Here is a 25294-nt window from a genome sequence, read left to right as displayed (position 1 = left end):
ATAGCCCTGAGGTCAGGTCTTTTTGCGACGCCGCTTCGTGGCGCGCTTAACCTCGGCCAGACGCGACTTGGTGGACATCCGCCCGATCGGACCACCACGACGGCCTTTGAAACGCCCGCCACGGGGCATGCTTTTGCCATCCAGTTCCAACAGCTCCAGCGTCAGGCCACCGGTGACGGGGATCGCCTCGGCCAGACGGACGGTCACGCGCTGTCCGACGCTGATTTCCAGACCGGTATCGCCGCCGATCAGGGTATGGGCGTCGGGATCAAAGTGGAAATATTCCTGCCCGATGGACCGGATCGGCAGCAAGCCATCGGCCCCCGTTTCATCCAGCCGGACAAAGGCTCCGAATTTCTGCACACCATTAATGCGACCCGTCATTTCCGTGCCCACGCGTTCGGACAGATAGGCCGCCAGATAGCGGTCGGTCGTGTCGCGTTCGGCGGCCATGCTGCGACGTTCGGTTTCGCTGATATGGGTGGCGGTTTCGGACAGACGCTCGATTTCGTCCGCGTTCAGCCCGTCCTTGCCCCAGCCATGCCCCGCGATCAGCGCCCGATGCACGATCAAATCGGCATAGCGGCGGATGGGTGACGTGAAATGCGCATAGCTATTCAGCGACAGGCCAAAGTGGCCAAAATTTTCGGGGTGGTAATAGGCCTGCGTCATCGAGCGCAGGGTCGAGATGTTGATCAGCTCGTCGAAATCAGTGTCCTGCGATTGCGCCAGCAGGCGGTTCAGGTGGCTGGTGTGCAGCACCTGCCCCTTGGCCAGCGTAAAGCCGGAGGCTTGGGCGACTTCGCGCAGCGCATCGATCTTGGCAAGGCTGGGTTCTTCATGGACGCGGAACAGCAGCGGGCGTTGGCGTTTGGACAGTTCCTCGGCCGCGGCGACATTGGCCAGCACCATGAATTCCTCGATCAGCTTATGGGCGTCGAAGCGTTCGCGGAATTTCACATCCTTGACGCGGCCATCCGGCGTCAGCTCGATCCGGCGTTCGGGCAGGTCCAGTTCCAGCGGCTGGCGACGTTCGCGTGCAGATTTCAGCAGGTCGTAAGCGTGCCACAGCGGCGTGATGACATCATCCATCAAGGGCGCGGTCTGTTCGTCAGGATTGCCATCGGCCCCCGCCTGCGCCTGTTCATAGGACAGGCTGGCGCGGCTGTTCATCATCGCGCGCTGGAAGGTATGGCTGACCTTATTGCCCTGCGCGTCCAGCCGCATCCGCACGGTGATCACGGCGCGATCCACGCCTTCATGCAGCGAACACAGATCGGCGGACAAAGCCTCGGGCAGCATCGGCACAACGCGGTCGGGGAAATAGCTGGAGTTGCCGCGGTTCCACGCCTCGCGGTCCAGCGAGCTGCCGGTGCGGACGTAATAGGCGACATCGGCGATGGCGACCCAGATGGTCGCGCCGCCGTCATCCTCGACCTGTGCGGCGACCGCATCATCATGGTCGCGCGCGTCGGACGGGTCGATCGTCACCAGCGGCAGGTCGCGCAGATCGTCGCGGCCCTTCATGGTGGCGGGCTGGGCGGATTCAGCTTCATTGATGACGGCATCGGGGAATTCGTCGGGGATACCATGCTGATGGATGGCAATCAGGCTAACGGCACGCGGGGCCGATGGGTCACCCAGACGGTCGATAATCCGCGCCCAAGGCACGCCCATGCGGTTCTTGGGGCCGACCTGTTCGCCCTGCACCAGTTCACCGTTTTCCGCGCCCAAAGTCGAGTCGCCGCGCACACGCCATTCACGGTCCTGTCCTTTGTCGATAGGCATGATGCGTCCGCCCTCGGTATCCTTGCGGAAAATACCGGTAATGCGGTTGGGGCTGGCGGTGACGCGGCGGATCATCCGCGCCTCATAATTATACTCCTCGCCCACGGCAGGGGTCAGGCGGGCCAGAAAGCGGTCACCGCGTCCCAGTGCCGGATCGCTTTCGCGCGGGATATACAGGATGCGCGGCATCGGACCTTCGTTGCGCCAATCCATCGGACGCGCAAACAGATCGCCCGACCCGTCAGGGGCCAGCAGTTCCAGCACAGTCACCGGCGGCAGCTGTTCGGCGTCAAGGTAATGCTTGCGGCGGCGCTCCAGCTGACCGGCGCCTTCCAGCTCTTTCAGCATACGCTTGAGGTCGATGCGGGCGGCACCTTTGATGCCGAACGCCTTGGCGATGTCGCGTTTGGAATTGGCTTCGGGGTGTGCAGCGACCCATTCCAAAATTTGTTCTTTGTTGGGGATCTGGGTCATCTTCTTACCTGTCATATTGGCCCCAACGCTGCCAGGCAGGTCAGAGTTCGCGTGTCATATCCCGATGCGGGATTCCCCCGTCATCGTAAACCGGTCCTTGCGCCACAAAGCCAAGTTTTTCGTAAAACCCAATGGCATGTGTCTGCGCGCCCAGCTTGGCAACCGTCACACCGGACTGTTCGCGCAGAATATCCATCGAGACGCGGATGAGCTGCGCCCCCAGACCTATGCCGCGTGCCTGTGCCAGAACACAGACCCGCCCGATCTTGCCGATATTGCCGTTTATCAGCAATCGCGCCGTGCCGACAGGGGTATCGCCCTGCCATGCCAGCAGATGGATGGCCTGATCATCCAGATCGTCCATTTCATCGGCTTCGGGGACGTTCTGTTCCTGAATAAAGACCGTACGGCGCAGGGCGTGGCAAGCCGCCAGATTTTCGGTGCGTTCGATCTTCATGCGAAATAGCTTTCAAGAATGCGCTGATAGATGGTTTTCAGCTGATGGACCTGCGCCACCGGCACACGTTCATCGACCTGATGCATATGATGCCCGACAAGGCCGAATTCAACAACGGGGCAGTGGTCTTTGACAAAGCGGGCATCCGACGTACCCCCCGACGTGGACAGCACAGGCTGACGGTTGGTTTCCTGCGTCACGATCCCGCGCACCAATTCCACAAAGGGACCGGGTTCGGTCATGAACGCCTCGCCCGAGATGTTGGTCGATACCGCCAGCGTCACACCGGTTTCGGCGCTAAGACGCGCGGCGCGTTCGGTCAGATCAGCGGCCAGAGACGCGCCGGTATGCAGGTCGTTAAAGCGGATATTGACCACCGCGCTGGCCCGTTCGGGGATCACATTCGACGCGGGGTTGCCGCAATCAATGCTGGTGATTTGCAGCCCCGACGGATCAAAATGATCCGTGCCCTGATCCAGCGGCGTGGCCGTCAGGTCCGACAGATAGGTCGTCAGCGCATGCAGCGGGTTTTTGGCGCGGTGCGGATAGGCAGCATGCCCCTGCACACCTTTGGCCGTAATGCTGAAGGTGGCAGACCCGCGGCGGCCGATCTTCATCATCTCGCCCATCACATCGGGGTTTGACGGTTCGCCGACCACACAGGCATCCATGCGTTCGCCATTCGCTTCCATCCAGTCCAGAATGGCGGTGGTGCCGTCTTTTGCTGGGCCTTCCTCATCACCTGTGATGGTCAGGATCACCGCGCCATCGGGGGGGGTGTCACGGGTAAAATCGATGGCGGCGGCGACAAATGCCGCGACACCCGACTTCATATCGGTCGCGCCGCGCCCCCAGATCACACCGTCTTCCAGATGGCCGCTGAAAGGCGGATGCGTCCATGATCCCAGATCACCCGGCGGCACGACATCGGTATGGCCGTTAAAGCCGAAGCTGCGCGCGCCTTTTTCACCCCAGCGGGCAAAGAGGTTCGAGGTGCCGTTGCGGTCCACCCGTGTCACAGTGAATCCGGCATCGGTCAGCAGATCGCCCAGCAAAACCAGCGCGCCGCCTTCCTCGGGGGTGACAGAGGGGCATTGGATCAGGCGGACGGTCAGGGCAGCAGCGTCGGTCATCACAGGCTCCAGATTTCAAAGGCGCGGCGGATCAGGTTCAGGCCGGTCAGGATCAACAGCACCAGCGTCCAGCGCCGGAATTGCGCCACATCCAGACGGTCCTGCAAGGCAAAGCCCAGCTTCATTCCGGCAAAGGCAGGGATACATAGCACCGCCGACAAAGGCAGCGTCTGTGCGTTCAGCACCCCCGAGAAAAGATGTGCAACCGTCAGCACAACAGCTCCGATCAGGAATACCACGCCCTGAACACGGACCTGTTCGCGTTTGTCGATGCCGATGGACAGCAGATAAACGATCAGCGGTGGGCCCCAGATACCCGACACGCCCCCGTAAAGACCGCCGATCATACCGGACACGGCCTCGGCCCGTTTCTGGTGATGCAGGTTCAGAACCAGCGGGCGCCCTGACAGTTGCCAGATTGCAAAGGCGGTGATCGGTGCCCCCAACAGGGCATACATCATCCACTGCGGGATGATCGTGGCAAAACCCGCCGAAACGCAGATAAACAGCGCCACCATCCCGATATGCAGTCGGAATTTGCGGGTCGAGGCAACGGCAGGGGCGACCCCGTCGCGCAAGGCCTGCTGGATGTTGGTGAACAGCGTCGGCAGAATCATCGCCGCTAGCGCCACAGGGGCCGCCATCATCGACCCGAACGCCGAGATCATGACCATCGGCATTGCAAAGCCCAAAGCACCTTTGACGAAACCCGCAAATAGGGTCACGCCGAAGGCTGCGATAAATTGCCAAAGCTCTAATCCGAACATGCGCGCAGGCTAACTGCTGCATCTGGAAAGGAAAAGTGCGCTTTTCAGTGACATCACCAGCCAGATTTAACTGCGACACATTCGATCATATAACCATCATATTTAGCAAATTTATTGCGCTGCGACTGCGAAGAGCTTATTCATGCCGCAACGCCGCGAAAGGATGAACCGATGAAAGACATGCAGCACCGGACCGAAACTGCCCTGTCCGAGATCGAGGGCCTGCTGGCCCGCGCCACGCAATTCCTGCGGGGTCAGGTCACCACCGATGGCCGCATCGACGCGCAGGCGCTGGAAAGGCATCAGCATGCTGCCCATGCGCTGTCGTGGCTGGCCACCTATGTCGAATCCCTGAAACAGCTGCATGCATGGACCGCCCGCGTCAGCGGTCCAATGGAACGTCTGATTGCGCAGATCGGCTTTGGCGAATATTTGACCCAGATCGCCCATGGCATCCCCATGAGCCAGACCGAATTCGCCCGCCTGTCGGACCTTGGCGTCGAATGGACACCGTCTGACGCTGTAACTGCGCTGATGGCAGGAAACACGCCGCGAGCCCGTGCGGAACTGGCCGCCTTGATGGCACAAAGCCCCGGTGCGGCGACCTTCGGCGCATCGGGGCTGGATGAGGATCTTGAGATGATCCGCGACCAGTTCCGCCGCTGGACCGACGATAAGGTCGTCCCCCATGCCCATCAGTGGCATCTGGACGACCAGCTGATCCCGATGGAAATCATCGACGAACTGGCCGATCTGGGCGTCTTCGGCCTGACCATCCCCGAAGATCAGGGGGGCCTGGGCATGTCCAAGGCTGCCATGGTCGTTGTCTCGGAAGAACTGTCGCGCGGCTATATCGGTGTGGGGTCCCTTGGCACCCGCAGTGAAATCGCCGCCGAGTTGATCATCGGCGGCGGCACCGACGCGCAAAAGGCCCACTGGCTGCCCAAGCTGGCCAGCGGAGAGATCCTGCCCACCGCCGTTTTCACCGAACCCAATACCGGCAGCGATCTGGGCAGTCTGCGCACCCGCGCCGTCAGGGATGGCGATGACTGGGTGGTGACGGGCAACAAGACATGGATCACCCATGCCGCCCGCACACATATCATGACGCTGCTGGCCCGCACCGACCCCGCCACCACCGATTATCGCGGGCTATCGATGTTCATCGCCGAAAAGACGCCGGGCGACGATGCCGCCCCCTTCCCCACCCCCGGCATGACCGGAGGCGAGATAGAGGTCTTGGGCTATCGCGGCATGAAGGAATACGAGCTGGCCTTTGACGGCTTCCGCGTGGCGGGCGACAACCTGCTGGGCGGCGAAACCGGTCAGGGCTTCAAACAGCTGATGCAGACCTTCGAATCGGCCCGCATCCAGACCGCTGCCCGTGCCATAGGTGTTGCCCAAAACGCACTGGAACTGGGGCTGCAATACGCGCTGGATCGCAAGCAATTCGGCAAGCCATTGGTCGAATTCCCCCGTGTTGCCGATAAATTGGCCATGATGGTTGTCGAAATCATGATCGCACGACAGCTGACTTATTTCAGTGCGTGGGAAAAAGATCACGGTCACCGTTGCGACGTCGAGGCAGGTATGGCCAAACTTCTGGGTGCCCGCGTTGCATGGTCCAGTGCCGATAATGCCCTGCAAATCCATGGTGGTAACGGTTTTGCGCTGGAATACCAGATAAGCCGCGTGCTGTGCGACGCACGAATTTTGAACATCTTTGAAGGCGCTGCAGAAATTCAGGCACAGGTGATCGCCCGCCGTCTTCTGGGATAAGCAGCAACAGGGTGGATCGGCAGGTGAAATAAGGTTATTTCACGACAGTTTCTGAATTCCCTCCTAAGGAGCCCGCCATGTCGTTCACCTTTCGCCCTGCTTTCTTCGCTGCTGCCGCTGCGACATTGACCCTTGCCGCCTGCGCAGATCAGCCCAAGGGCGATCCGATGGGCGGCATTCCGGCCAATGACTATGTTCTGGTCGGCATCGCCAACGGCACCGTGCCGCTGCGCAACATCACCATCACCGTGCGCCCCGAAGGCGTGTCGGGTCGTGGCCCCTGCAACGGCTATGCCGCCAAGAACACCGCGCAGCTGCCCGCCGTCGCCTTCGAGCCGCTGCAGACCACCGGCGTCAGCGATTGTAAGGATGCCGCCGTCGAACAGCGTTTCTTCGATGCACTGCAGCAAGCCAATGTGATGGAATATTACGGTGGCGTCCTGCGCATCAAAGGCCCGACCTGGTTGATCTTTGAAAGCGGTCGCCCTGCAAACCTGCAAACCGACGCGCTGTCCTCGGCCCGCGGTAACGAATAATCACTGCGACGGCTGGCCCCTGTCGCGGGCCAGCCGTTTGATCAGACGATCCCGCGCTGCGGGCAGATGGCGGCCCACCAATTCGGCCCCAAGACGGTTTTCCAGAAAATATCCGGTGATGGCCAACCCTTCGTGCAGACCATGCGCGCGGTTGGTATCGACCCCGCCCATGATCGCGGGCAGCGGGAAAAGCCGGTCCGCCCATTCGCCTGCCCCTTCCCGACTGACAGCCCGCCCCGATCTGGGACTGACATAGGCCAGCCCGTCTTGCGCGCCGGTGACAGCACAAGACGTCAGGTCCAGCCCGAAGCCCATTTCATCCAGCAGGCGCATTTCCCACGCCAGATATAATGCGGGCCAGTCGCCGCCTGCCTCGATCAGATCCAGCAAAGCCTCGGTCTGTTCGACAAGTCGGGGATGCGGATCGCGTTCCGGCAAACCGAAAACCAGCAATGCACAAATCGCGTTCAGACCCGCAAGCGCCAATGCGTCCCCCATCAGATTGGGGCGCAACCGCAAAGGCTCTATCGTGAAGGTTCCCAGCTGTTCTGCCTGACGTGCCCGCCAGCGCAGGCTAAGGCGTGCGCCCGGTTGCAACATCGCCACCCGCATCCGCGAGGTGCCGCCCGGAACGATGCCTGAATGGCGACCATGTTCCAGCGTCAACACGTCGATAATGACCGAAGTTTCACCATGTGTCCGGCGGGCAATCACCGTACCTTCTGCTTGCCATTCCATCCACATCTCCGATCGGGGGACAGGATGCGACAACAAAAGCTGCAGGGCCAGATGTCAGAACGTCCGGCCCCGCAAAATCGTCTTTACGCCACCAGCGTCAGGCTATCCTGAAGGTGGCGCTGTGCCATATCGCGACCCGAACGCCCTTTTACCAGCATACGGACCGATGGCGCGCTGCGGGTCTCATCGGCCAGTTCGGGGAACAGGGCCAGAATTTCTTCGCGCGCGGCAGGACCTACTGATTTCAGCGCTTCGGCGCCGGTATAGAGCGATTCCGTCTGTGCACCGTTCGAGGTAACAATCTGGTGCTTGTCGAACAGGAAATGCGTATAGCTGACTTTGGTCATCTCCTCGGCCAGTTCGATCCCGTCCAGCGCCAACAACTGCTTGGCAGCCACCAGCACTTCTGAGGTGCCAAACATCTGCTGTGCAATGGCCGAGCGTACCAATATGCGATGCTGCGGCGACACCAGCAGATCATTGATCGGCAAGCCGCCCCCCAACGCACCTGCGCGGATCCGCACGGGGCGCATTTTGGGCGATGTCGCCAGATCGACCGTTACGCTTCCGATCCAGCGCAGCGGCTGGGCACCATCATCGGCGGTCATCACCAGATCACCGGTTTGCAAATTTTGAACCGCAACCTCACCCGAAGGGGTGGCAATCATGGAGTCCGCTGCAAAACAAACATAGTTGATGTCAGTCCGGTCGGCATTGAACGAAACAGTCGTACTGTTCGAAACCGAATTCAGTGTTATGCTCTGGATTGGTTTTGCTTGCTGAACCGCGATATCGGCTGCAGTGAAAGACGGCGCCAGATAAAGATCGCCATTGGTCATCTGCACAATACGCGCACCCAGTGTCGCAGTCGTGCCATCGGTATAGGTTATCGTGGCGTTGTAATAGACAGCAGTATCATGGGTATAGCTTTCCGCAGTCCCATCCTTATCACGATCGATAAGATAGCTGTCATTTGCCGCAGAGTTATTGTTGTCCATCGTCGTCGCGGTGCCAGTGCCGGTATTGTCCTGCACTGTCTGGGCTGCAAAGATTTGCTTGGACAAGGGATCGGCAGCAGTGCCGTATGTCTGACCAATGAACGAACTTGCATTTTCAGCTGCGTTATTGCCTTCGGTCGGATCAAGAGCCGTCGTAGAATTTCCAAGATACAGAACGTTCCAAGTTAATGCCGCGATGCAACTCCTAAGATAAGGGTATAAGCAGCGCTCGAACCAAGCGCCCACAGATTGACTGGATCAACCCTTACGGGAGTCTTGTTGGAATAAAAACAGCTTAAAACAGTAAATAGCAGTCATATTAGTATTAATAGAGCATGGCCCTATAATCGCCTAATTTGATTAAATTATAGGCTTATTGTATACGGCTGCGGGTGGGCGCTTTGGCCCGACGACGCTGGCGGGCCTGTCCTAGCAATGTCACCGTATAGATCACCAATGCTGCCCAGATCATCGGGAAGGCAACCAGTCTGGCCCCTTCGAACGGTTCGTGGAACAGGATTACGGCACACAGAAAGATCATCGTCGGCGCGATATATTGCAGGATGCCGATGGTCGACAGCCGGATCAGCTTGGCACCATTTGCGTAGAACAGCAGCGGAATGGCGGTAATCGGACCGCAGGCGATCAGCATGACCGTGTCAAAGCCATTCTGTGCGAAATGCGCCTGTCCCTGCATTGGCTGCCAGATCAGGAAAGCAGCCGCGAAGGGGGTCAGCAGCAGCACCTCCAGCGTGAAGCCCTGATTGGGGCCAAGCGGCAGGCTTTTCTTGCAATAGGCATAAAAGCCCCAGCTGAGCGTCAGGCCGACGGCCACCAAAGGCAGGGTTCCCGCGCTGATGGTCAGGATGATCACTGCAAAGGCCGCCAGTGCAATTGCGGCAATCTGGCCGCGCGACAGCTTTTCCTTCAGCAGGGTCGCGCCCAGAAAGATGCTGAACAGCGGATTGATGTAATACCCGAGTGCCGCATCCAGCGTATGCCCGTTTGCGATGGCCCAGACATAGATCGTCCAATTGGCCGAAATAAGGATTGCCGTCAGCGCAGCCATGGCCAGCAGACGCGGGCTGCGAAGGGCGGCGTGCACCTCGGTGGTGCGGCCTTGCCAGATCAGCACGGCACCGGCAATCGGCAGGGACCAAAGAACCCGATGGGCAATAATTTCGGCAGCCGGAAGATGTGACAATGCTTTCATGAATACCGGCAGCACCCCCCACATCATATAGGCGGTGATAGCGAATATCAGCCCTTTGGGCGAATCGGTTCGGGGGTCGGGGATGCTGTCCATGGCCAGTGCATATTCTGCAAGCAGGGACGGCGCCAGATGTCAGAACAGGCCGTCCTGATCCAGCAGGGTCTGCCCGTCACGGCTTTCGATCTCCAGCACCCATAGATCGGGGTCACGGGACCGTTGGCGGGCGATGGCGGCATCGATATCGCGTTCGGGGCCAGTGTCGATCCGGACCCAAGGGCGGGTGTCGCTGTCCATGTCCCATTCGCGCATCCACAGATCCGCCTGACCGTCCAGACGCGCGCATTTCACCAGCACCGCACCCGCCGTGTCATCGCCCCGCGCCGTGACATAGGCAGGAATGAACGCCTGCCCCAGTCGCGCCAGATAGGCCGCCACCCAGATGCCGGCGGCCAGTCTGGCCTCAGTCATTCCCGTCGCGGAAGCTGAGGCCCATTTCGTCAAAGCGCTCGGCCTCATCCTGCCAGTTTTCACGGACGCGGACCTGCAAGAACAGGTGGCAGCGACGGCCCATGAATTCTTCCAGCTCGACCCGCGCGGCCTGACCGATGGCCTTGATGGTTTCGCCACCCTTGCCCAGCACGATGCCCTTATGGCCCTGACGCGCGACATAGATGACCTGTTCAACGCGGGCGCTGCCGTCGTCTTTTTCTTCCCAAGCCTCGGTTTCCACGGTCAGCTGATAGGGAATTTCTTCGTGCATCCGCAGGGTCAGCTTTTCGCGGGTGATTTCGGCGGCGATCATCCGCATGGGCAGATCGGCGATCTGGTCTTCGGGGTACAGCCACGGGCTGACCGGCAGGGTTTCCGCCAGCCAGCGACGCAGGCCGGGGCACCCATGACCACGTTCGGCAGAAATCATGAAGGTCTGCACAAAGGGGAATTTTTCGTTCATCTCGGCGGACAGGGCCAGCAAAGCCTCGGCTTTGACGCGGTCGATCTTGTTGATGACCAAGGCCACAGGGGTGTGCTGGGCGATCTGGCCCAATTGCTCCATGATGGATTCCACGCCTTCGGTCATGCCGCGATGCGCCTCGATCAGCAGCAGGACGATGTCACCATCCGACGCCCCGCCCCATGCGGCGGCAACCATGCTGCGGTCCAGACGGCGCTTGGGGCGGAAGATGCCCGGCGTGTCGACAAAGACCAGCTGGCTTTGGTTGTCCATGGCGATGCCACGGATGCGCGCGCGGGTGGTTTGCACCTTATGCGTCACGATCGCGACTTTCGCCCCGACCATCTGGTTCAGCAGCGTGGATTTACCGGCATTGGGTTCACCGATCAGCGCGATGAAACCCGCACGGGTTGGTGGCGTCTCGGGGGTGGTGTCTTCCAGAGTCATGATGTTCCTTCCAGCCGGGTCAGCAACGCCTGTGCGGCGGCCTGTTCGATGCTGCGTTTTGTTCCTGCTCCCTTGGCTTGGGCATTTTGCCCGTCAGCCAGTCGCACGGTAATCAGAAAGACCGGCGCATGATCGGGACCACTGCGTTCGGTTTGTTCATAGACGGGGGGCGGCATGCCTTGGGATTGTGCCCATTCCTGCAATGCAGTTTTGGCATCACGGCTGTCTGCGTCAACATTTTCCAGACGGCTTTTCCAATGGCGCAGCACAACCTTGCGCGCAGCATCGAAACCCGCATCCAGATAAACGGCCGCCAGAACAGCCTCCATCCCGTCGGCAAGCAGGGCTTCCTTGCGACGCCCGCCCGACAGCATTTCGGATCGACCCAGCTTCAACACCTCACCCAGCGAGATTTCGCGGGCGATGGCGGCGCAGGTTTCACCCTTGACCAAGGCGTTATAGCGGGGGGCCAACTGCCCTTCGCTGGCCTTTTCGTCGGCAAAGAAAAGCGCCTCGGACATAACCAGCCCAAGGACGCGGTCGCCCAGAAATTCAAGCCGCTGGTTGTCGGGACGCGTTGGGCTGGCGATCGAGCCATGCGTCAACGCGCGCACCAGAAGTTCGGGCCGAGAAAACTCGTGGCCCAAGCGGCCCATAAAGGCGCGAATGTCAGCTCCGGGGGTCACTCCACCGCCTTAAAGAAGCGGTCGGCGCGCCACGTCCAGAAATACAACAAGGATTGCCCCGCCGAGGAGAACATGATCCGGTCGGCGCGCCCGATCAGATATTTGGCCGGAACAAAGCCCAGACCGCCGATTTCCTGCGGGAAACGCGAATCCTCGGAATTGTCGCGGTTGTCGCCCATAAAGAAGTATTCACCTTCGGGGACGGTAAAGGTCGGGGTGTCGTCAGCCACCCAGCCATCAAGGATATTCAGCACGTCATGGCTGACTCCATTGGGCAGTTCTTCGGTAAAGCGCTGCTTGATGCAATCATCGCCATTCCCGACCGGATCGTTGACGCAGCGCGGGATCAGACCCTGCGGGCCCTGTTCTTCCTTCGTCTCGATGAAATCGGGTTTCTGGGTCACGGGCACTTCTTCGCCGTTCAGCCACAGGCGGCCACCCTTCATCTGGATGGTGTCCCCCGGCAGACCGATCAGGCGCTTGATAAAATCGACGTTCTTGGTGGGATGGCGGAAGACAACGACATCACCGCGTTCGGGATCGGAACCCAGAATGCGACCATCGATCGGGCATGCCGCAAAGGGGCACGAAACCGCCGCATAGCCATAGGCCATTTTATTCACGAACAGGAAATCGCCAATCAGCAGCGTATCTTTCATGCTGCCCGAAGGAATCCAGAACGGCTGGAAAAACAATGTCCGGAAAATACCTGCGATCAAAAGCGCCCAGAAGACGGTTTTGATCGTTTCCCAGATGCCGTCCTTTTTCGGGACCGTGCTATCGGCCATAATATGTCCGTTCCTTCTTGGCGCTCATGCGGCCTGCCCGCACCCGCGCGTTCTTGATCCCCCAAAGGGGGCAAAGTCAAGTATTGGCAGGGCCGGGGCGGGCCTCGATGACCACGAAAGCCTGTGCCCACGGGTGATCATCGGTCAATGTCACATGCACGACCGCGTGATGCCCCGCAGGCGTCATGGCCGCCAGCTTTTCCGCCGCCCAACCTGTCAGTGCCATCACCGGCTGTCCGCTAAGCAGGTTCGTCACAGCCATGTCACGCCAGCTGATCCCCATGGCCAGTCCCGTTCCAAGCGCTTTCGAGCATGCCTCTTTGGCGGCCCACCGCTTGGCCAGCGTTCCGGCCTCATCCGCGCGGCGGGCGGCTTTGGCCAGTTCCGTGTCGGTAAAGACGCGCTTGCGAAAGCGATCACCAAAGCGGTCCAAGGTGCCTTGAATGCGTTCGATATTTGCCAGATCGGTGCCGATGCCAAGGATCATATGCTATGCTTTTTCCCGCAATCAGGCACGGGCGTCGGCCATGCGACGGTGCATTTCACGGATCGCAGCCTCCAGCCCGACAAAAACGGATTCGGCGATCAGGAAATGACCGATGTTCAATTCCTTGATCTGCGGGATCGCGGCAATGGGGGCGACGGTGTCATAGGTCAGACCGTGGCCTGCGTGAACCTCCAACCCCAGACTGTCGGCCAGTTCCGCCCCCTTCCGCAAAGCCTCCAGTTCGGCGTCGCGTTCGGCATGACGGCCTTCGGTGTCCAGATCGCAATAGGCACCGGTGTGCAATTCCACCACCGCAGCACCAATTTTGGCCGCGGCACGGATCTGTTCGGCTTCATGCCCGATAAACAGCGATACGCGGCAGCCCGCATCACGCAGGGGCGCGATGAATTCGGCCAGCATGTCCTGATTGCCCGCAACATCCAGACCGCCTTCGGTGGTGCGTTCCTCGCGCTTTTCGGGCACGATACAGATGGCATGGGGGCGATGGCGCAGTGCGATCTGCTGCATTTCCGCGGTCGCTGCGATTTCGAAGTTCAGCGGCAGGTCCAGATTGGCCATCAGCGCATCGATATCGGCGTCGCTGATATGGCGGCGGTCTTCGCGCAGATGCGCGGTAATCCCGTCGGCACCGGCTTTTTCCGCAATCCGCGCCGCACGCAGCGGGTCAGGCCACGGCGTGCCGCGGGCATTCCGGATGGTGGCTACGTGGTCGATATTAACGCCAAGGCGCAGCATGGGATCCTCCGCAAAAATTTGACAGCAGTTTAGCGGGATGCGGGCGGGGATGCCAGTTCGGTCGGGACCGCCCACCAGCCTTTGCGCGAAAGCGTCGCAGCCGCCGATGCCGCACTGCCCGCGCTGTCGAAAATGCCAAAACAGGTCGCCCCAGACCCCGACATCCGGCTGAACCCCGCGCCCGAATGGTCCAGCGCGGCCAGCACATCGCCGATCACAGGGGTAATGGACATCGCTGGTGCCTGCAGATCGTTGCGCGTGGACGCCAGCCAGCCGATTAGCGCGCCAGCATCGGCGAAGGCAGCAATATCGGGCATGGGTGGATTGTCACGACAGGTCATCGCCTTGAAAATCTGCGGGGTAGAAACCGCGACAAGCGGATTGACCAGCACCAGATGCAGCGGCGGAAGGGTGGGCAGCGGCGTGATGATTTCGCCCACCCCCTGCATCCGTGCTGTGACCGATCCGACACAGACCGGCACATCCGCGCCAAGTTGTTCGGGGTGGGCAGGCAAAGCATGCCCCATCTGCGCCATCCCGCGCAGCACGGCAGCAGCATCCGCCGACCCGCCGCCGATACCCGATGCCACGGGCAGGTTCTTGGTCAGGCGAATCGCGGCATCGCCCCCTGCCAACCGCGCCGCTCGCAGGCATAAATTGTTATCGCCGGCGTCCAGACTCGCCGAAAAGGGGCCGTCGATCACCAGCGACGAAGGGCCCGATGACATCTGCACAACATCCCCGACGGCTGCAAAACAGACCAACGAATCCAGCAGGTGATAGCCGTCATCACGCCGCCCCGTCACATGCAGCGTCAGGTTCAGCTTGGCAAAGGCATCCTGCACGACTGTCATTCGGTGGCGTCAGCCTCGGATTTGGGCTGGGGCGTGGGATTGGTGTCTGCCGATGCACCCTCATCCTTCAAGACGGCATCCAGACCGCGATCCAGCTTGTCACGGATGCGTTCGGGCTTGACCTCGCCCGAGGCGGCGGGGTCAAAGGACAGCGCACGACGCCACTGGATCTGCGCCTCGCGCTTGCGGCCGACCTTCCAGTAGATGTCGCCCAAATGATCATTCACGACAGGATCGGAGGCCATTGTGCCGATGGCAGCCTCCATCGGGGCGACAGCTTCCTCATAGCGGCCAAGGCGGTAATAGGCCCATGCCAGCGAATCAAGGATATAGCCGTCATCGGGCGACAGCTTCACCGCCTTTTCGATCATCCCCAAGGCGCGATCCAGATTTTCGCCGCGGTCGATCCATGAATAACCCAGATAGTTCAGCAGGCTGGCCTGATCGGGGCGGATTTCCAATGCGGCCTGCAGATCGGCCTCGGCGCGGTCAAACTGGCCGTCGCGTTCCAACGCGATGCCGCGCGCATAAAGCGGGAACCAACGCGCGGGGGCCGGCGCATCCTCCAGCAACTGCAGGGCTTTGTCATAGCTGGTGATGGCGGATTTATAATCCTCTTGCTGGCGCTTCACATCGGCAAGGGCAATCCACGCGGGGGCCATATCGGGATAGGCCGCCGTCAGTGACAGCGCTGCCTTTTCAGCATCATCGGCGCGATCTGCGCGTGCCAGCGCATCGATACGCGACAATTCGGCCTGCGGGCGCATCTGGCCCATCTTGCGGACGGTTTCGAATTCCGCCTCGGCCAGATCGAACTGCTGACGTTCCTGCAGGAACTGGGCGACCATCAGATGCGCTTCGGGGTTGTCGGGCGCGATCCATGCGGCAAGACGGGCGTGGATCAGCGACAGCGGTTCGGGGTCCGCGCCATCCGACAACGCCGAGGCAAAGGACAACAGCAGATGCCCGATGCCGCCCTGCGGGCCGGAAATCACGTCGAAGGCAATCGGGTCGCCGTTCTGCAATTTCTGGTACAATGCCTGCAATTGCGGTTCATCGGAGGCACCTTGCAGGCCATCCAGCAGCGCAATCGCTTCGTCACGGCGGTCAAGCTGTGCAAGGATCTGCACCCGCGCCTGAATGCCCAGCAGATGCCCGTTTGCTTCGGAATTCTGCATCAGGTCATTGGCGGTTTCATAGTCGCCCGCCAGCGCGCGCGCCATCGCCAGATGGTAATTCACAATCGGCGTCGTGGCGGGGTTGGCGGCCATATCCTGAAAGGCCTGCACGGCATCGGATGCGCGACCCGCACCTAGGATGGCCCACGCACGGATGATGCCGTCCATCAGGTCATCCTGTAACGGCACATCGGTCTGGCGGTTTTCATCAATAAAATCGACCAATGCCTGCCATTGGCCATCATGGATCAGGCGGGCGCGATGCATCAGACCGGCCAGTTCGGTAAAGCCGTTCTGTTCGATCATCTCATCCGCCAGCTTGACGGCCCCTTCGACATCACCGGCCGAGGTCAGGGCAACCAATGCGCTGTCCTGCAGATAGACGTCTTCGGGATCATGCGCCGAAGCCTGTGCAAAATATTTGGCCGCCGCGCTGAAATCATTGTCCACCGTGGCCAGACGCGCAGCCAGATAGGGACCGGCAAGACCATGCGTCAGCGGTGCGTTGTGGTCAGGGCGGGCAGCGGGACGTTGATCGGCCTGCGCCCAGACCGGTGCGGCAAAACCGCCCGCGATCGAGAAGAGAGCGGCAATCAGGGCCAGTCGCGACGGGACCGGTCGAAAATTGATCAGGGTCACAGGGCGCCTTCCGGAAATCACATTTGCGTTCCCGACAACCTATCGTCACAGCAGGGGCGTCGCAACGCCCCCGCTTTGCACAGTGCATCACATATTCGGGTAATTCGGCCCGTCACCCCCCTGCGGCGTGGTCCAGACGATGTTCTGGCTGGGGTCCTTGATGTCGCAGGTCTTGCAGTGGACGCAGTTCTGGAAGTTGATGACAAAGCGCGGACCATCCGCATCCTCGACCACTTCATAGACACCTGCAGGGCAATATCGCTGCGCCGGTTCGTTGAATTCGGGCAGGTTGACTGCAATCGGCACCGAAGGATCGCGTAGCTTCAGGTGGCAGGGCTGGCTTTCCTCGTGATTGGTAAAGCTGAAGGCGACGTTGGTCAGGCGGTCGAAGGATAGCTTTCCGTCAGGGCGCGGATAGTCGATTTTGGGGAAATCCGCCGCCTTGCCGGTGGCAGCGGCATCGGTCTTGCCATGCTTCCATATGCCAAAGGGGTTCCAGCCGGTGACATTGGCCACCCACATATCGATCCCGCCCAACATCAGGCTGGCCGTCAGACCCAGACGCGACCACATCGGTTTGACGTTGCGGACCTTTTTCAGGTCGTCGCCGATCACGCCGCAACGCACGGCGCTGTCGTAATCCTCCAACCGGTCGCCTTCGCGGCCCGCCTTCAAGGCGGCGGCGGCAGCATCGGCAGCCTCGATCCCCGAATGCATGGCGTTATGGTTGCCCTTGATGCGCGGCACGTTGACCATGCCCGCGCTGCAACCCAGCAGCAGACCGCCATCGAAGGACAGTTGCGGCAACGACTGCCAGCCACCCTCGCTGATGGCGCGCGCGCCATAGCTGATGCGCTTGCCGCCCTCCAGCAGCTCGGCAACCATCGGGTGATGCTTGAACCGCTGGAATTCCATATAGGGATACAGATGCGGGTTCTGATAGTTCAGGTGGACAACAAAGCCGACCAGCACCTGATTGTTTTCCATGTGATAGATAAAGCTGCCACCGCCCGCGTTCTTGCCAAGCGGCCAGCCCATCGTATGGATCACGCGACCGGCCTGAAACTTCTCGGGGGAAACCTCCCAGATTTCCTTCATGCCAAGACCGAATTTCTGCGGATCATGGCCTTCGGACAGGTTCAGACGGGCCATAATGTCCTTGGCCAGCGATCCACGGACGCCTTCGGCGATAAAGACATATTTGCCGTGCAGCTCCATCCCGGGTTCATAGCTGTCGCCCGTGCTGCCATCAGGGTTTCGACCGAATTCGCCCGCAACGACACCTTTGACGCGGTTGCCGTCCCAGACGACTTCGCTTGCGGCCATGCCGGGGAAAATCTCGACACCCAGTTCTTCGGCCTGTTCGGCCATCCAGCGGCAGACATTGCCCATGCTGACAATGTAATTGCCGTGGTTCGACATCAAAGGCGGCATAGGCCAGTTCGGGACGCGAACCTGTCCGCCTTCACCCAGCACGAAGAAATTGTCGTCGGTAACGGGCGTGTTCAGCGGCGCCCCTTTTTCTTTCCAGTCTGGCATCAGCCGCGACAGACCCGACGGGTCCAGCACAGCGCCTGACAGGATATGCGCCCCCACCTCGGAGCCTTTTTCCAGAACCACGACGGAAATTTCGGGGTCGATCTGTCTCAGGCGGATCGCTGCGGACAGGCCGGCAGGTCCCGCGCCCACGATCACGACATCATATTCCATTGATTCGCGTTCGATCCCGATCTGGTCAGTCATAGGCTGGAGTCCTCCCTGGCATACTGGCAGGCACAGGATTAGCGCGGCTTTTGCACAGGGGCAATCGTAACGCCACGAAGTGACGGCAGATTGCTGCTTGTGTAAGCATGCAGGCTTGCAATGCCCCGCGATTTGGGGTCACGATGTCGACGAAGAAGGTTCAGCGCCCCTGCCATCCGAATGGCGGGGGCGTTGCCTTAGGACTTGCATGCAAACGCATCCCATAAGGACAGGGCAGCGATGGATAAGATACCGATGACCCGCAAGGGCTGTGAACGGCTGGAACTTGAAATGGGCCACCTGAAATCGAAGGAACGCCCCGCCATCATTCGCGCCATCGCCGAAGCGCGCGAACATGGCGATCTTTCGGAAAACGCCGAATATCACGCCGCACGCGAAAAGCAGGGCTTTGTCGAAGGCCGCATCAAGGAACTGGAAGGCATCTTGTCGCGGGCCGAGGTGTTCGACCCTGCCAAACTGTCGGGCAGCATCAAATTCGGGGCCACTGTCGATCTGATTGACGAGGATACCGAAGAAGAACGCACCTATCAGATCGTCGGCGAGGCCGAGGCCGATATCGAAAACGCCCGTCTGAACATCCGCTCACCTCTGGCCCGCGCCTTGATCGGCAAGGACGAAGGTGACAGTGTCGAGGTTGTGACCCCCGGTGGGCAGCGCAGCTACGAAATTATCGCGATCAGGTACGAGTAAGTTTATGTCGGTGATAGCACGCATCTCTAGTCTGGCGATGCGGGATCGCATCACCACGGTGGGTTTTGCCCTGACGGGCGGCTGGTTGCTGCTGGTCGCCTTGTTCTGGATATTGACCCCGCCACAGGAAGACGCATCGGGCGGCATCGCCCGATTGGTGGCTACGGCGGGCATCGTCCTGCCTGTGGCCTTGGTCTGGCTTGGCGTGTCGCTTGGGCGTCAACTGGCGATCCTGCGGGCCGAAGCGCAGGAATTGCGCGACCGCCTGAACCGGTTGCAGCCTGACTACCAACCCGCTGATGACTATCCGCTTGAAGCGGCAGAACCGGCCCGACCCGCATCTGTTCCGGCACCGGTCCAACCCCGCCCTGTCATCAACGAACGGCCCGCCCGCCCCGAGGCACCGACCGGTGACCCCGTCGATTCGGTCACCCTGATCCGTGCGCTGAATTTCCCTGACGGCCCCGACGATCAGGAGGCGATCGACGCCCTGCGCCTGTCGCTGAAGGATCCCGCCAATTCGCGCGTTTTGCGGTCCGCGCAGGATGTCGTGACGCTGATGGCCGGACGCGACGTCTATATGGACAATATGCCCCCCGAAGCGGCTCGTCCCGACGTCTGGCGTCGCTTTGCAGATGGCGAACGCGGCAGCGCCGTTGCGGCCCTTGGCGGCATCCATGACCCCGAGGCGATGGAAATCGTCACTGGCATGATGGATCAGGACGAGGTCTTCCGAGACACCGCCCAGCATTTCCTGCGCAACTTTGACAGCCTGATCGAAAGGGTGGTCCCCGAACTGGATGATATCCAGATCTCGGTTCTGGCCGATACACGGTCGGCACGGGCATTCATGTTACTGGGGCGGGTCTCGGGTATCTTCGGTTAGGCCTGCATCGGTCAGAACCGCATCGCGGCGCAAAATATGGACCTGTCCCCACCATGGCAGGCCATAGCGCCCCGCCCCCTGTGACATAAATCCAAGCCGGTCATAAAAAACCAGCGCGCCGTGGTTCGACCCGCGAACCTCGGCCCGAAGTCCGGGGAAATGGCGGTTCTCCGCGATTTTGCACGCATATTCAACCAAAGCCTGCCCCACCCCGATCCGGCGTTCGCTGACTGCAATGCCGTCGATTACCAGATCACGTGTTGGCGGTGCAGGACGATAAAGCCGGCCAAGCAGCCCGTCCCCGCCGCAATAGAACCCACCTTTGCCGTCGCGCAGCCCCATGACGCCCATCACCTGCCCCTCGGCACCGATGGCCACAACCCCGCGAGCGGGGTCGAAACGGTTCTTGCCACCGAAATGCCCACGCCACAGCGCCGCCGCCGCTGACAGCGTGGCATCGGGAACGGGGCTTAGGATACGGCCCTGTCGGCCTTGCCATGTGTTGCGCATCATGCAAGCAAGGTGCCGCGATTACCGACAAGACGAAAGCGCCATGTCACCGACCCCAGAACCCCGCCCCGACCATCGGCAACCGCCCGCCGATGCCGCCTCGGCCAAGGCCCTTGCCCGCAGCCCGCGTGCCGCGTTTTTCTATGGGATCACGCAAGCCCTGCCTTTTCTGATCGTGATTATCCCCTTTGCGGTGCTGTTCGGCGTTGTTGCAACCGAGGCGGGTTTGAACGTCCGGCAGGTCATGGGGTTTTCAGTGCTGGTTCTGGCGGGTGCATCGCAGTTTACCGCTGTCCAGCTGTTGCAGGACAACGCCCCGACCATTGTCATCATCCTGTCGGGTCTGGCGGTCAATCTGCGGATGGCGATGTATTCAGCCTCGTTGATGCCTTGGCTGCGCGATGCAACGGCAAAGCAGAAAGCGTGGATTTCCTATGCGCTGATCGACCAGACCTTTGCCCTGTCGATCCAGCATTTCGAACGCCATCCCAAGCTGACCATCAACCAGCGTCTGGCCTATTTTGCGGGGGGGGCGCTGGTGCTATGCGGGCCGTGGATGCTGTCGACATGGGCTGGCGCGACCTTGGGCGATGCCATCCCTGACGACATCGCGCTGGATTTTGCGCTGCCGATCACCTTTTTGGCCATGATCGCGCCGATGCTGCGGACGACGGCGCATCTGGCCGCCTGTTTTGTGGCAATTGCCGCGGCGCTGTTGCTGGCGGGAATGCCGTCGGGGCTGGGTCTACTGATCGCCGCCCCCCTTGGCATGGCCACCGGCGCTGTGGTCGAGGCCCGCACCCAACCCAGATCAGAGGCATAACCATGCAGGCATCCGCATTCCAGATCTGGACGATCATCATCGTGCTGGGTATCGGCACCTTCCTGCTGCGCTGGTCGTTCCTTGGCGCATTGGGCAATAAAGAGCTGCCGGAATGGGTGCTGCGCATGCTGCGCTATACTCCGGTTGCCGTCCTGCCTGCGCTGGTTGCACCGCTGGTCGTCTGGCCTGCCGCCACCAATGGCGAAACCGACCCCGCACGCATTGCTGCAGCGACCGCCACGGTGGCGGTCGGTGTGCTGACGAAAAACGTGCTGCTGGCGATTATTGCCGGTGGCAGCACTCTGTTCGGCCTGCTTTACGTTCTGGGATAACCGTGGATCGTGCCGTCCTTTTGCTGCAGCAGGACGTCATGGTTATTGGCCGGATCACCATCCATATTGCGGCGCGACTGCACGTTCGGCAGGGTCAGGAACCAGTTGCGCAGCTTGAGCGGTGAAAATCCGCGCGGCGCACCTTGAAATCCCGGAACGCCGGACAGAACGGTGCCCGTTTCAATCGCGCAGAAGCTTTTATTGGCCGCGCCATTCGCCTCGGCCCGACGGATGGCGATATCGGCCACCTCACGCGAGACGAATACCGTGTCTTCGGCGACATAATACGTCTCACGCGCGTGGTAATCGATATAGAAAGCTTTGTAATTGTCGTTGATCCCGTACAGCACGTCATGACGTTCGGGAATATAGGGATGCCGCCAGCTGCCCGCAGGGTCATAGATGACGCGCTGGCTGCCGTTGATCAGCAAGGCCGAATGACCCCCTTCCCCCCGCGGGATGCCGATGACGGTCATCAGCGTGATCGAGGGCGGCTGATCCGACACGAAACGCGCCGCGCGCACCCGTTCGTCGCTGGCCCAGATATTATCGGCACCGCAGGCGGCAAGAACGGTCGGCAAGGCCGCCGCCAGAAAGACGCGTCTTTTCATATCGATCAGTCCCTGATCAGGCGTTCGTCAGGGCCATGAAGACCAGCGCGGCGCAGGACAGGCCGATGACCCAGATCGCTGCGCGGATAAAGCCCGCAAATGTCTTTTGCTGTTCGGTGATATCCATCGTACCGGGCGTGCTGTAAGAATTGTCGCGTTGTTCGGCCATGACGTAACCTCGTGTTTGCGTTTTATCTGCGATAGCCGAAACCAACCCGCCTGTCACGCCCCCCACAGCGTCGCACCATCGGTTTCCCCGACCGCTGTGATCAGACCCGCACGGTGCAGGTGGTTGATATGGGCGACAGCCTCGACCAGCGCCAATCCGAATTCACCATCACCTATGTGGCGTTTGAACAGGATATCGAAACAACCGACCGCTGTGCGCGGCCCTTCGGCCAATACGCCCCGCAGGCGGGTCAGGCCGTTGCGGTGGTTTTCAATCATCTGCCGCAGGCGGAAGGGCAGCCCTGTGAATGGCAGCTTGTGTCCGGACAGAACCAGTTGGTCATCGCGGGCAAGGTCCAGAAGGCGGGTGCAGCTTTCCAGAAACTCGGCCACGGGATCGGCGGCGGGTTCGGTCGGATAGACCCCCAGATTGGGCGAGATCGAGGATAACAGCTGATCCCCGCCGATCACCAGATCATCATCCTGCGACCAGAAGGTCGCATGGCAGGGTGCATGCCCGTGCCCCATCGCCACGCGCCAGCTGCGTTGGCCAAAATGCACAACATCGCCTTCGCTCAGGCGGGTGAACCCGATGGGCAGAGGGTGCACGACATCAGCAAAGTTGAACGGTCGCGCGGTGGCACGGGTCGCCAACATTTCAGCGGGCATCCCTGCCTTGCGCCAGAACGCCACCTGCTGCGGGCTGGCTTCGGTCTGTTCATCCAGCGTTAGCATGCGCGCGGTCAGCCATGCGGTGCGGCTCATCATCAGGTCGGCGTTATCGGTTTCCATGAACCAGCCCAGCAGGCCGACATGGTCGGGGTGGTGATGGGACCCGATCACCCGCTTGATGCGCCGCCCCTGCAAGGGACCGGCCCGCAATGCCGTCCAGATATCGCGGGCATGTTTGGTATCAAAACCGGTATCGACGATGGTCCAGCCATCGCCGTCATCCAGCGCATAGACATTGACGTGATCCAGCGCCATCGGCAGCGGCAGGCGCATCCATAAAACGCCGGGGGCGACGGCAATCGCCTGCCCCTCGGCAGGAGGTGTCGGAAAGGGCGTGCGAATCACGCCGCGAAATCGCCGGCAAGAGCCGCGTCGCTTATGGCGGTCAGATCGGCCAGACCTGCTTGCGCCTCGGCCAGATCACCGGCGTAACGAGGCAGAACCCGCGCCATGAACACCTGTGCCAATGCTACATGCGATGCGTTGCCGTTGGACGCCGCACGCAGATGATAATGCCCGCCCAAGACCCGCGCGAAGGCCGACAGATAGGATGTCGCACCGGCAAAACGCACCGGCATTTCGGCCTCTAACAGGGATTGCGTCGCCTCGCGCAGGGTTTCGGTGGCCTGCCACAGTTGATGCGCCAGTTCGGGATGCGCCGATTGCGCCGCCTTGGCCCCGTCCGAGATTTCATCCAGCAGACGCATGGCAGCGTCGCCGCCATCGGACAGTTTGCGCCCGACCAGATCCATCGCCTGAATGCCGTTGGTGCCTTCATAGATCGAGGTGATGCGCACATCACGGAAATACTGGGCCGCACCCGTTTCCTCGACATAGCCCATGCCGCCATGGACCTGCACGCCCATGTCGGACACGCGGATGCCGACATCGGTGCCATAGGCCTTGGCGATCGGCGTCAGGAAGGCCGCGCGGGCGTTCTGGTCGGCATCACCCGTGGCGCGCGCCATATCGATGGCCGTGGCACATGCCAGCCCGATAGAGCGGGCGGCGAAAACTTCGGCCCGTGCGGTGGCCAGCATGCGGCGGACATCGGGGTGCTGGATGATCGGCCCCATCTGGTTGCGATCAATGGCATAGGCGACGGCCTTTTGCAGCGCCGCTTCGGCCACGCCGATGCCCTGCATGCCGACGCCAAGGCGGGCGCAGTTCATCATCGTGAACATCGCGGCCATGCCTTTGTGTTCGGCACCGACCAGCCAGCCTTTGGCGCCCTCAAAGCTCATGACACATGTCGGGCTGCCGTGGATGCCCAGCTTTTCCTCAAGGCTGACGACCTTCAGGTCATTGGCAACGCCGGGATTGCCCTGATCGTCGGGCAGGAACTTCGGCACCATGAACAGGCTGATGCCCCGCGTTCCCTTGGCCGCATCCGGCAGTCGCGCCAGCACCAGATGGCAGACGTTGCTGGTCACATCGCTGTCGCCCCAGGTGATATAGATTTTCTGTCCGGTGATGCGGTAGCTGCCATCATCTGCGGGCACGGCCTTGGTGACCAACGCGCCGACATCGCTGCCCGCGCCCGGTTCGGTCAGGTTCATCGTGCCGGACCATTCGCCGCTGATCAGCTTGGGCAGATAGGTCGCCTTCAGTTCATCGCTGGCATGATGTTCCAGCGCCTCGATCTGGCCTTGGGTCAGTAGCGGGTTCAGCTGCAGCGCCAGACAGGCCCCCGACATCATTTCGGCCACAGCCATGTTCAGCGCCTGCGGCAGGCCCATGCCGCCATATTCGGGGTCCGCAGAAACACCGACCCAGCCGCCATTGGCGATGGCACGAAAGCCCTCGGCAAACCCCGGTGACGACCGCACCACGCCGTTTTCCAAGCGCGCCGGATGCGCGTCGCCCGCCATGTTCAAAGGCGCCAGCACGTTGGATGCCAGCTTGCCAGCCTCGGACAGGATGGCGGTGGCGGTTTCGGCGGTGGCTTCGGCGAAATGTTCGGTTCCGGCCAATTCTCCGAAGGGCACGATATGGGTCAGGATAAAGTCGATCTGTTCGACTGGTGCCTTATAGCTCATCGAGTCCTCCTCCAAGCGCCTTGGCATCTTGGGCCGGCGCGACTATCAGAACGGTTCATTCCCATCTTG

At 61.0% G+C, this 25294-nt stretch carries 27 protein-coding genes; 6 read left to right on the top strand and 21 right to left on the bottom strand.

The annotated features are described in order from the left end of the window. Positions 1-12: 12 nt before the first annotated feature. The 4 genes from rnr to DWB67_RS06070 are packed head-to-tail and all read right to left on the bottom strand — an operon-like array spanning position 13 to position 4619. A complete protein-coding gene (rnr, locus tag DWB67_RS06085) occupies positions 13-2262 on the bottom strand; it encodes a ribonuclease R (protein WP_119806647.1) in 2250 nt (749 codons plus the stop codon). 40 nt (positions 2263-2302) lie between these two features. Next, complete coding sequence (locus tag DWB67_RS06080; protein WP_119806646.1) at positions 2303-2719, bottom strand: GNAT family N-acetyltransferase; 417 nt, start codon at positions 2717-2719, stop codon at positions 2303-2305. After that, a complete protein-coding gene (gene dapE, locus DWB67_RS06075) occupies positions 2716-3855 on the bottom strand; it encodes a succinyl-diaminopimelate desuccinylase (RefSeq protein WP_370453571.1) in 1140 nt (379 codons plus the stop codon). The genes DWB67_RS06080 and dapE overlap by 4 nt, the downstream gene beginning before the upstream one ends. After that, positions 3852-4619: a sulfite exporter TauE/SafE family protein gene (locus DWB67_RS06070; protein ID WP_119806644.1), complete on the bottom strand. Its 768-nt coding sequence runs from the start codon at positions 4617-4619 to the stop codon at positions 3852-3854. Before DWB67_RS06070 ends, dapE begins: the two co-directional genes overlap by 4 nt. Before the next feature lie 171 nt (positions 4620-4790). Between DWB67_RS06070 and DWB67_RS06065 the strand changes: the two genes are divergently transcribed. Both DWB67_RS06065 and DWB67_RS06060 read left to right on the top strand, forming a co-directional pair. Beyond that, on the top strand, positions 4791-6398 hold the full coding sequence (locus tag DWB67_RS06065) for an acyl-CoA dehydrogenase family protein (RefSeq protein WP_119806643.1): 1608 nt from the start codon (positions 4791-4793) through the stop codon (positions 6396-6398). Between the two features lie 77 nt (positions 6399-6475). Further along, positions 6476-6934 (top strand): META domain-containing protein, encoded by a 459-nt coding sequence (locus DWB67_RS06060; protein ID WP_119806642.1) that lies wholly within the window; start codon positions 6476-6478, stop codon positions 6932-6934. Here DWB67_RS06060 and recO read toward each other — a convergent pair whose 3' ends face one another. The 12 genes from recO to DWB67_RS06000 form a co-directional block, all read right to left on the bottom strand. Next, positions 6935-7672, bottom strand: coding sequence for a DNA repair protein RecO (gene recO / locus DWB67_RS06055; RefSeq protein ID WP_119806641.1), 738 nt, complete (start codon positions 7670-7672; stop codon positions 6935-6937). A gap of 83 nt (positions 7673-7755) precedes the next feature. Next, positions 7756-8736 (bottom strand): Hint domain-containing protein, encoded by a 981-nt coding sequence (locus tag DWB67_RS06050; RefSeq protein ID WP_255418570.1) that lies wholly within the window; start codon positions 8734-8736, stop codon positions 7756-7758. Positions 8737-9043: 307 nt separating this feature from the next. Further along, the gene (gene rarD / locus DWB67_RS06045) at positions 9044-9976 is read right to left on the bottom strand and encodes an EamA family transporter RarD (RefSeq protein WP_119806639.1); all 933 of its coding nucleotides are present in this window, start codon (positions 9974-9976) and stop codon (positions 9044-9046) included. A gap of 39 nt (positions 9977-10015) precedes the next feature. Further along, positions 10016-10351: a DUF1491 family protein gene (locus tag DWB67_RS06040; RefSeq protein WP_119806638.1), complete on the bottom strand. Its 336-nt coding sequence runs from the start codon at positions 10349-10351 to the stop codon at positions 10016-10018. Then, a complete protein-coding gene (era, locus tag DWB67_RS06035; protein ID WP_119806637.1) occupies positions 10344-11282 on the bottom strand; it encodes a GTPase Era in 939 nt (312 codons plus the stop codon). Before era ends, DWB67_RS06040 begins: the two co-directional genes overlap by 8 nt. Further along, positions 11279-11938, bottom strand: a complete 660-nt coding sequence (rnc, locus tag DWB67_RS06030; protein WP_370453576.1) for a ribonuclease III — start codon at positions 11936-11938, stop codon at positions 11279-11281. Before rnc ends, era begins: the two co-directional genes overlap by 4 nt. Positions 11939-11964: 26 nt before the next feature. Next, complete coding sequence (gene lepB / locus DWB67_RS06025; protein ID WP_119806635.1) at positions 11965-12756, bottom strand: signal peptidase I; 792 nt, start codon at positions 12754-12756, stop codon at positions 11965-11967. 76 nt (positions 12757-12832) lie between these two features. Next, positions 12833-13243 (bottom strand): holo-ACP synthase, encoded by a 411-nt coding sequence (acpS, locus tag DWB67_RS06020; protein ID WP_119806634.1) that lies wholly within the window; start codon positions 13241-13243, stop codon positions 12833-12835. A gap of 21 nt (positions 13244-13264) precedes the next feature. After that, entirely contained in the window at positions 13265-13999 is a 735-nt protein-coding gene (locus DWB67_RS06015; RefSeq protein WP_119806633.1) for a pyridoxine 5'-phosphate synthase, read from the bottom strand. A gap of 29 nt (positions 14000-14028) precedes the next feature. Continuing rightward, positions 14029-14853, bottom strand: coding sequence for a 4-(cytidine 5'-diphospho)-2-C-methyl-D-erythritol kinase (locus DWB67_RS06010; RefSeq protein ID WP_119806632.1), 825 nt, complete (start codon positions 14851-14853; stop codon positions 14029-14031). Next, positions 14850-16670 carry a tetratricopeptide repeat protein gene (locus DWB67_RS06005; protein WP_119806631.1) on the bottom strand — a complete coding sequence of 607 codons (1821 nt, stop codon included), beginning with the start codon at positions 16668-16670 and terminating at the stop codon, positions 14850-14852. Before DWB67_RS06005 ends, DWB67_RS06010 begins: the two co-directional genes overlap by 4 nt. 87 nt (positions 16671-16757) lie before the next feature. Then, positions 16758-18413: an electron transfer flavoprotein-ubiquinone oxidoreductase gene (locus tag DWB67_RS06000; RefSeq protein WP_119806630.1), complete on the bottom strand. Its 1656-nt coding sequence runs from the start codon at positions 18411-18413 to the stop codon at positions 16758-16760. Positions 18414-18653: 240 nt separating this feature from the next. Here DWB67_RS06000 and greA point away from each other — a divergent pair, with 240 nt between their 5' ends. Together greA and DWB67_RS05990 are read left to right on the top strand one after the other, a co-directional pair. Beyond that, complete coding sequence (greA, locus tag DWB67_RS05995) at positions 18654-19124, top strand: transcription elongation factor GreA (protein ID WP_119806629.1); 471 nt, start codon at positions 18654-18656, stop codon at positions 19122-19124. Positions 19125-19128: 4 nt separating this feature from the next. Continuing rightward, entirely contained in the window at positions 19129-20010 is an 882-nt protein-coding gene (locus DWB67_RS05990) for a hypothetical protein (RefSeq protein WP_119806628.1), read from the top strand. Here the strand turns inward: DWB67_RS05990 and DWB67_RS05985 are convergent. Further along, positions 19978-20520: an N-acetyltransferase gene (locus tag DWB67_RS05985; protein ID WP_220475102.1), complete on the bottom strand. Its 543-nt coding sequence runs from the start codon at positions 20518-20520 to the stop codon at positions 19978-19980. The genes DWB67_RS05990 and DWB67_RS05985 overlap by 33 nt on opposite strands. A gap of 43 nt (positions 20521-20563) precedes the next feature. On the opposite strand from DWB67_RS05985, the gene DWB67_RS05980 reads away from it, so the two are divergent. Continuing rightward, positions 20564-21343, top strand: coding sequence for an AzlC family ABC transporter permease (locus DWB67_RS05980; protein ID WP_119806626.1), 780 nt, complete (start codon positions 20564-20566; stop codon positions 21341-21343). Positions 21344-21345: 2 nt separating this feature from the next. After that, complete coding sequence (locus DWB67_RS05975) at positions 21346-21675, top strand: AzlD domain-containing protein (RefSeq protein WP_119806625.1); 330 nt, start codon at positions 21346-21348, stop codon at positions 21673-21675. Here the strand turns inward: DWB67_RS05975 and DWB67_RS05970 are convergent. The 4 genes from DWB67_RS05970 to DWB67_RS05955 are packed head-to-tail and all read right to left on the bottom strand — an operon-like array spanning position 21660 to position 25225. Then, positions 21660-22286 (bottom strand): hypothetical protein, encoded by a 627-nt coding sequence (locus tag DWB67_RS05970; RefSeq protein ID WP_119806624.1) that lies wholly within the window; start codon positions 22284-22286, stop codon positions 21660-21662. The genes DWB67_RS05975 and DWB67_RS05970 overlap by 16 nt on opposite strands. 16 nt (positions 22287-22302) lie before the next feature. Then, entirely contained in the window at positions 22303-22455 is a 153-nt protein-coding gene (locus tag DWB67_RS05965) for an aa3-type cytochrome c oxidase subunit IV (protein ID WP_119806623.1), read from the bottom strand. 53 nt (positions 22456-22508) lie between these two features. Continuing rightward, entirely contained in the window at positions 22509-23531 is a 1023-nt protein-coding gene (locus DWB67_RS05960; protein ID WP_255418568.1) for an MBL fold metallo-hydrolase, read from the bottom strand. Continuing rightward, positions 23528-25225 (bottom strand): acyl-CoA dehydrogenase, encoded by a 1698-nt coding sequence (locus tag DWB67_RS05955; RefSeq protein WP_119806621.1) that lies wholly within the window; start codon positions 25223-25225, stop codon positions 23528-23530. Before DWB67_RS05955 ends, DWB67_RS05960 begins: the two co-directional genes overlap by 4 nt. Positions 25226-25294 lie beyond the last annotated feature (69 nt).

Origin of the sequence: Paracoccus sp. JM45 (genome assembly GCF_003590715.1) — a bacterium.
In the GTDB taxonomy this organism is placed as follows: Bacteria; Pseudomonadota; Alphaproteobacteria; order Rhodobacterales; family Rhodobacteraceae; genus Paracoccus.
Note: the sequence above shows the minus strand (reverse complement) of the source record. Positions and strands in the feature narration are given on the sequence as shown.

Bases quoted from the DNA above. Each gene is read 5' to 3' on its own strand.
- DWB67_RS05955 (WP_119806621.1), bottom strand. From the start codon at position 25,225: ATGAGCTATAAGGCACCAGTCGAACAGATCGACTTTATCCTGACCCAT.
- rnc (WP_370453576.1), bottom strand. From the start codon at position 11,938: ATGGGCCGCTTGGGCCACGAGTTTTCTCGGCCCGAACTTCTGGTGCGC.
- rarD (WP_119806639.1), bottom strand. From the start codon at position 9,976: ATGGACAGCATCCCCGACCCCCGAACCGATTCGCCCAAAGGGCTGATA.
- lepB (WP_119806635.1), bottom strand. From the start codon at position 12,756: ATGGCCGATAGCACGGTCCCGAAAAAGGACGGCATCTGGGAAACGATC.
- DWB67_RS06010 (WP_119806632.1), bottom strand. From the start codon at position 14,853: ATGACAGTCGTGCAGGATGCCTTTGCCAAGCTGAACCTGACGCTGCAT.
- DWB67_RS06080 (WP_119806646.1), bottom strand. From the start codon at position 2,719: ATGAAGATCGAACGCACCGAAAATCTGGCGGCTTGCCACGCCCTGCGC.
- DWB67_RS05985 (WP_220475102.1), bottom strand. From the start codon at position 20,520: ATGCGCAACACATGGCAAGGCCGACAGGGCCGTATCCTAAGCCCCGTT.
- rnr (WP_119806647.1), bottom strand. From the start codon at position 2,262: ATGACCCAGATCCCCAACAAAGAACAAATTTTGGAATGGGTCGCTGCA.
- DWB67_RS05970 (WP_119806624.1), bottom strand. From the start codon at position 22,286: ATGAAAAGACGCGTCTTTCTGGCGGCGGCCTTGCCGACCGTTCTTGCC.
- DWB67_RS05980 (WP_119806626.1), top strand. From the start codon at position 20,564: ATGTCACCGACCCCAGAACCCCGCCCCGACCATCGGCAACCGCCCGCC.
- DWB67_RS06000 (WP_119806630.1), bottom strand. From the start codon at position 18,413: ATGACTGACCAGATCGGGATCGAACGCGAATCAATGGAATATGATGTC.
- DWB67_RS06060 (WP_119806642.1), top strand. From the start codon at position 6,476: ATGTCGTTCACCTTTCGCCCTGCTTTCTTCGCTGCTGCCGCTGCGACA.
- greA (WP_119806629.1), top strand. From the start codon at position 18,654: ATGGATAAGATACCGATGACCCGCAAGGGCTGTGAACGGCTGGAACTT.
- era (WP_119806637.1), bottom strand. From the start codon at position 11,282: ATGACTCTGGAAGACACCACCCCCGAGACGCCACCAACCCGTGCGGGT.
- DWB67_RS06070 (WP_119806644.1), bottom strand. From the start codon at position 4,619: ATGTTCGGATTAGAGCTTTGGCAATTTATCGCAGCCTTCGGCGTGACC.
- acpS (WP_119806634.1), bottom strand. From the start codon at position 13,243: ATGATCCTTGGCATCGGCACCGATCTGGCAAATATCGAACGCATTCAA.
- DWB67_RS06065 (WP_119806643.1), top strand. From the start codon at position 4,791: ATGAAAGACATGCAGCACCGGACCGAAACTGCCCTGTCCGAGATCGAG.
- DWB67_RS05965 (WP_119806623.1), bottom strand. From the start codon at position 22,455: ATGGCCGAACAACGCGACAATTCTTACAGCACGCCCGGTACGATGGAT.
- DWB67_RS06015 (WP_119806633.1), bottom strand. From the start codon at position 13,999: ATGCTGCGCCTTGGCGTTAATATCGACCACGTAGCCACCATCCGGAAT.
- recO (WP_119806641.1), bottom strand. From the start codon at position 7,672: ATGGAATGGCAAGCAGAAGGTACGGTGATTGCCCGCCGGACACATGGT.
- DWB67_RS05975 (WP_119806625.1), top strand. From the start codon at position 21,346: ATGCAGGCATCCGCATTCCAGATCTGGACGATCATCATCGTGCTGGGT.
- DWB67_RS05990 (WP_119806628.1), top strand. From the start codon at position 19,129: ATGTCGGTGATAGCACGCATCTCTAGTCTGGCGATGCGGGATCGCATC.
- DWB67_RS06040 (WP_119806638.1), bottom strand. From the start codon at position 10,351: ATGACTGAGGCCAGACTGGCCGCCGGCATCTGGGTGGCGGCCTATCTG.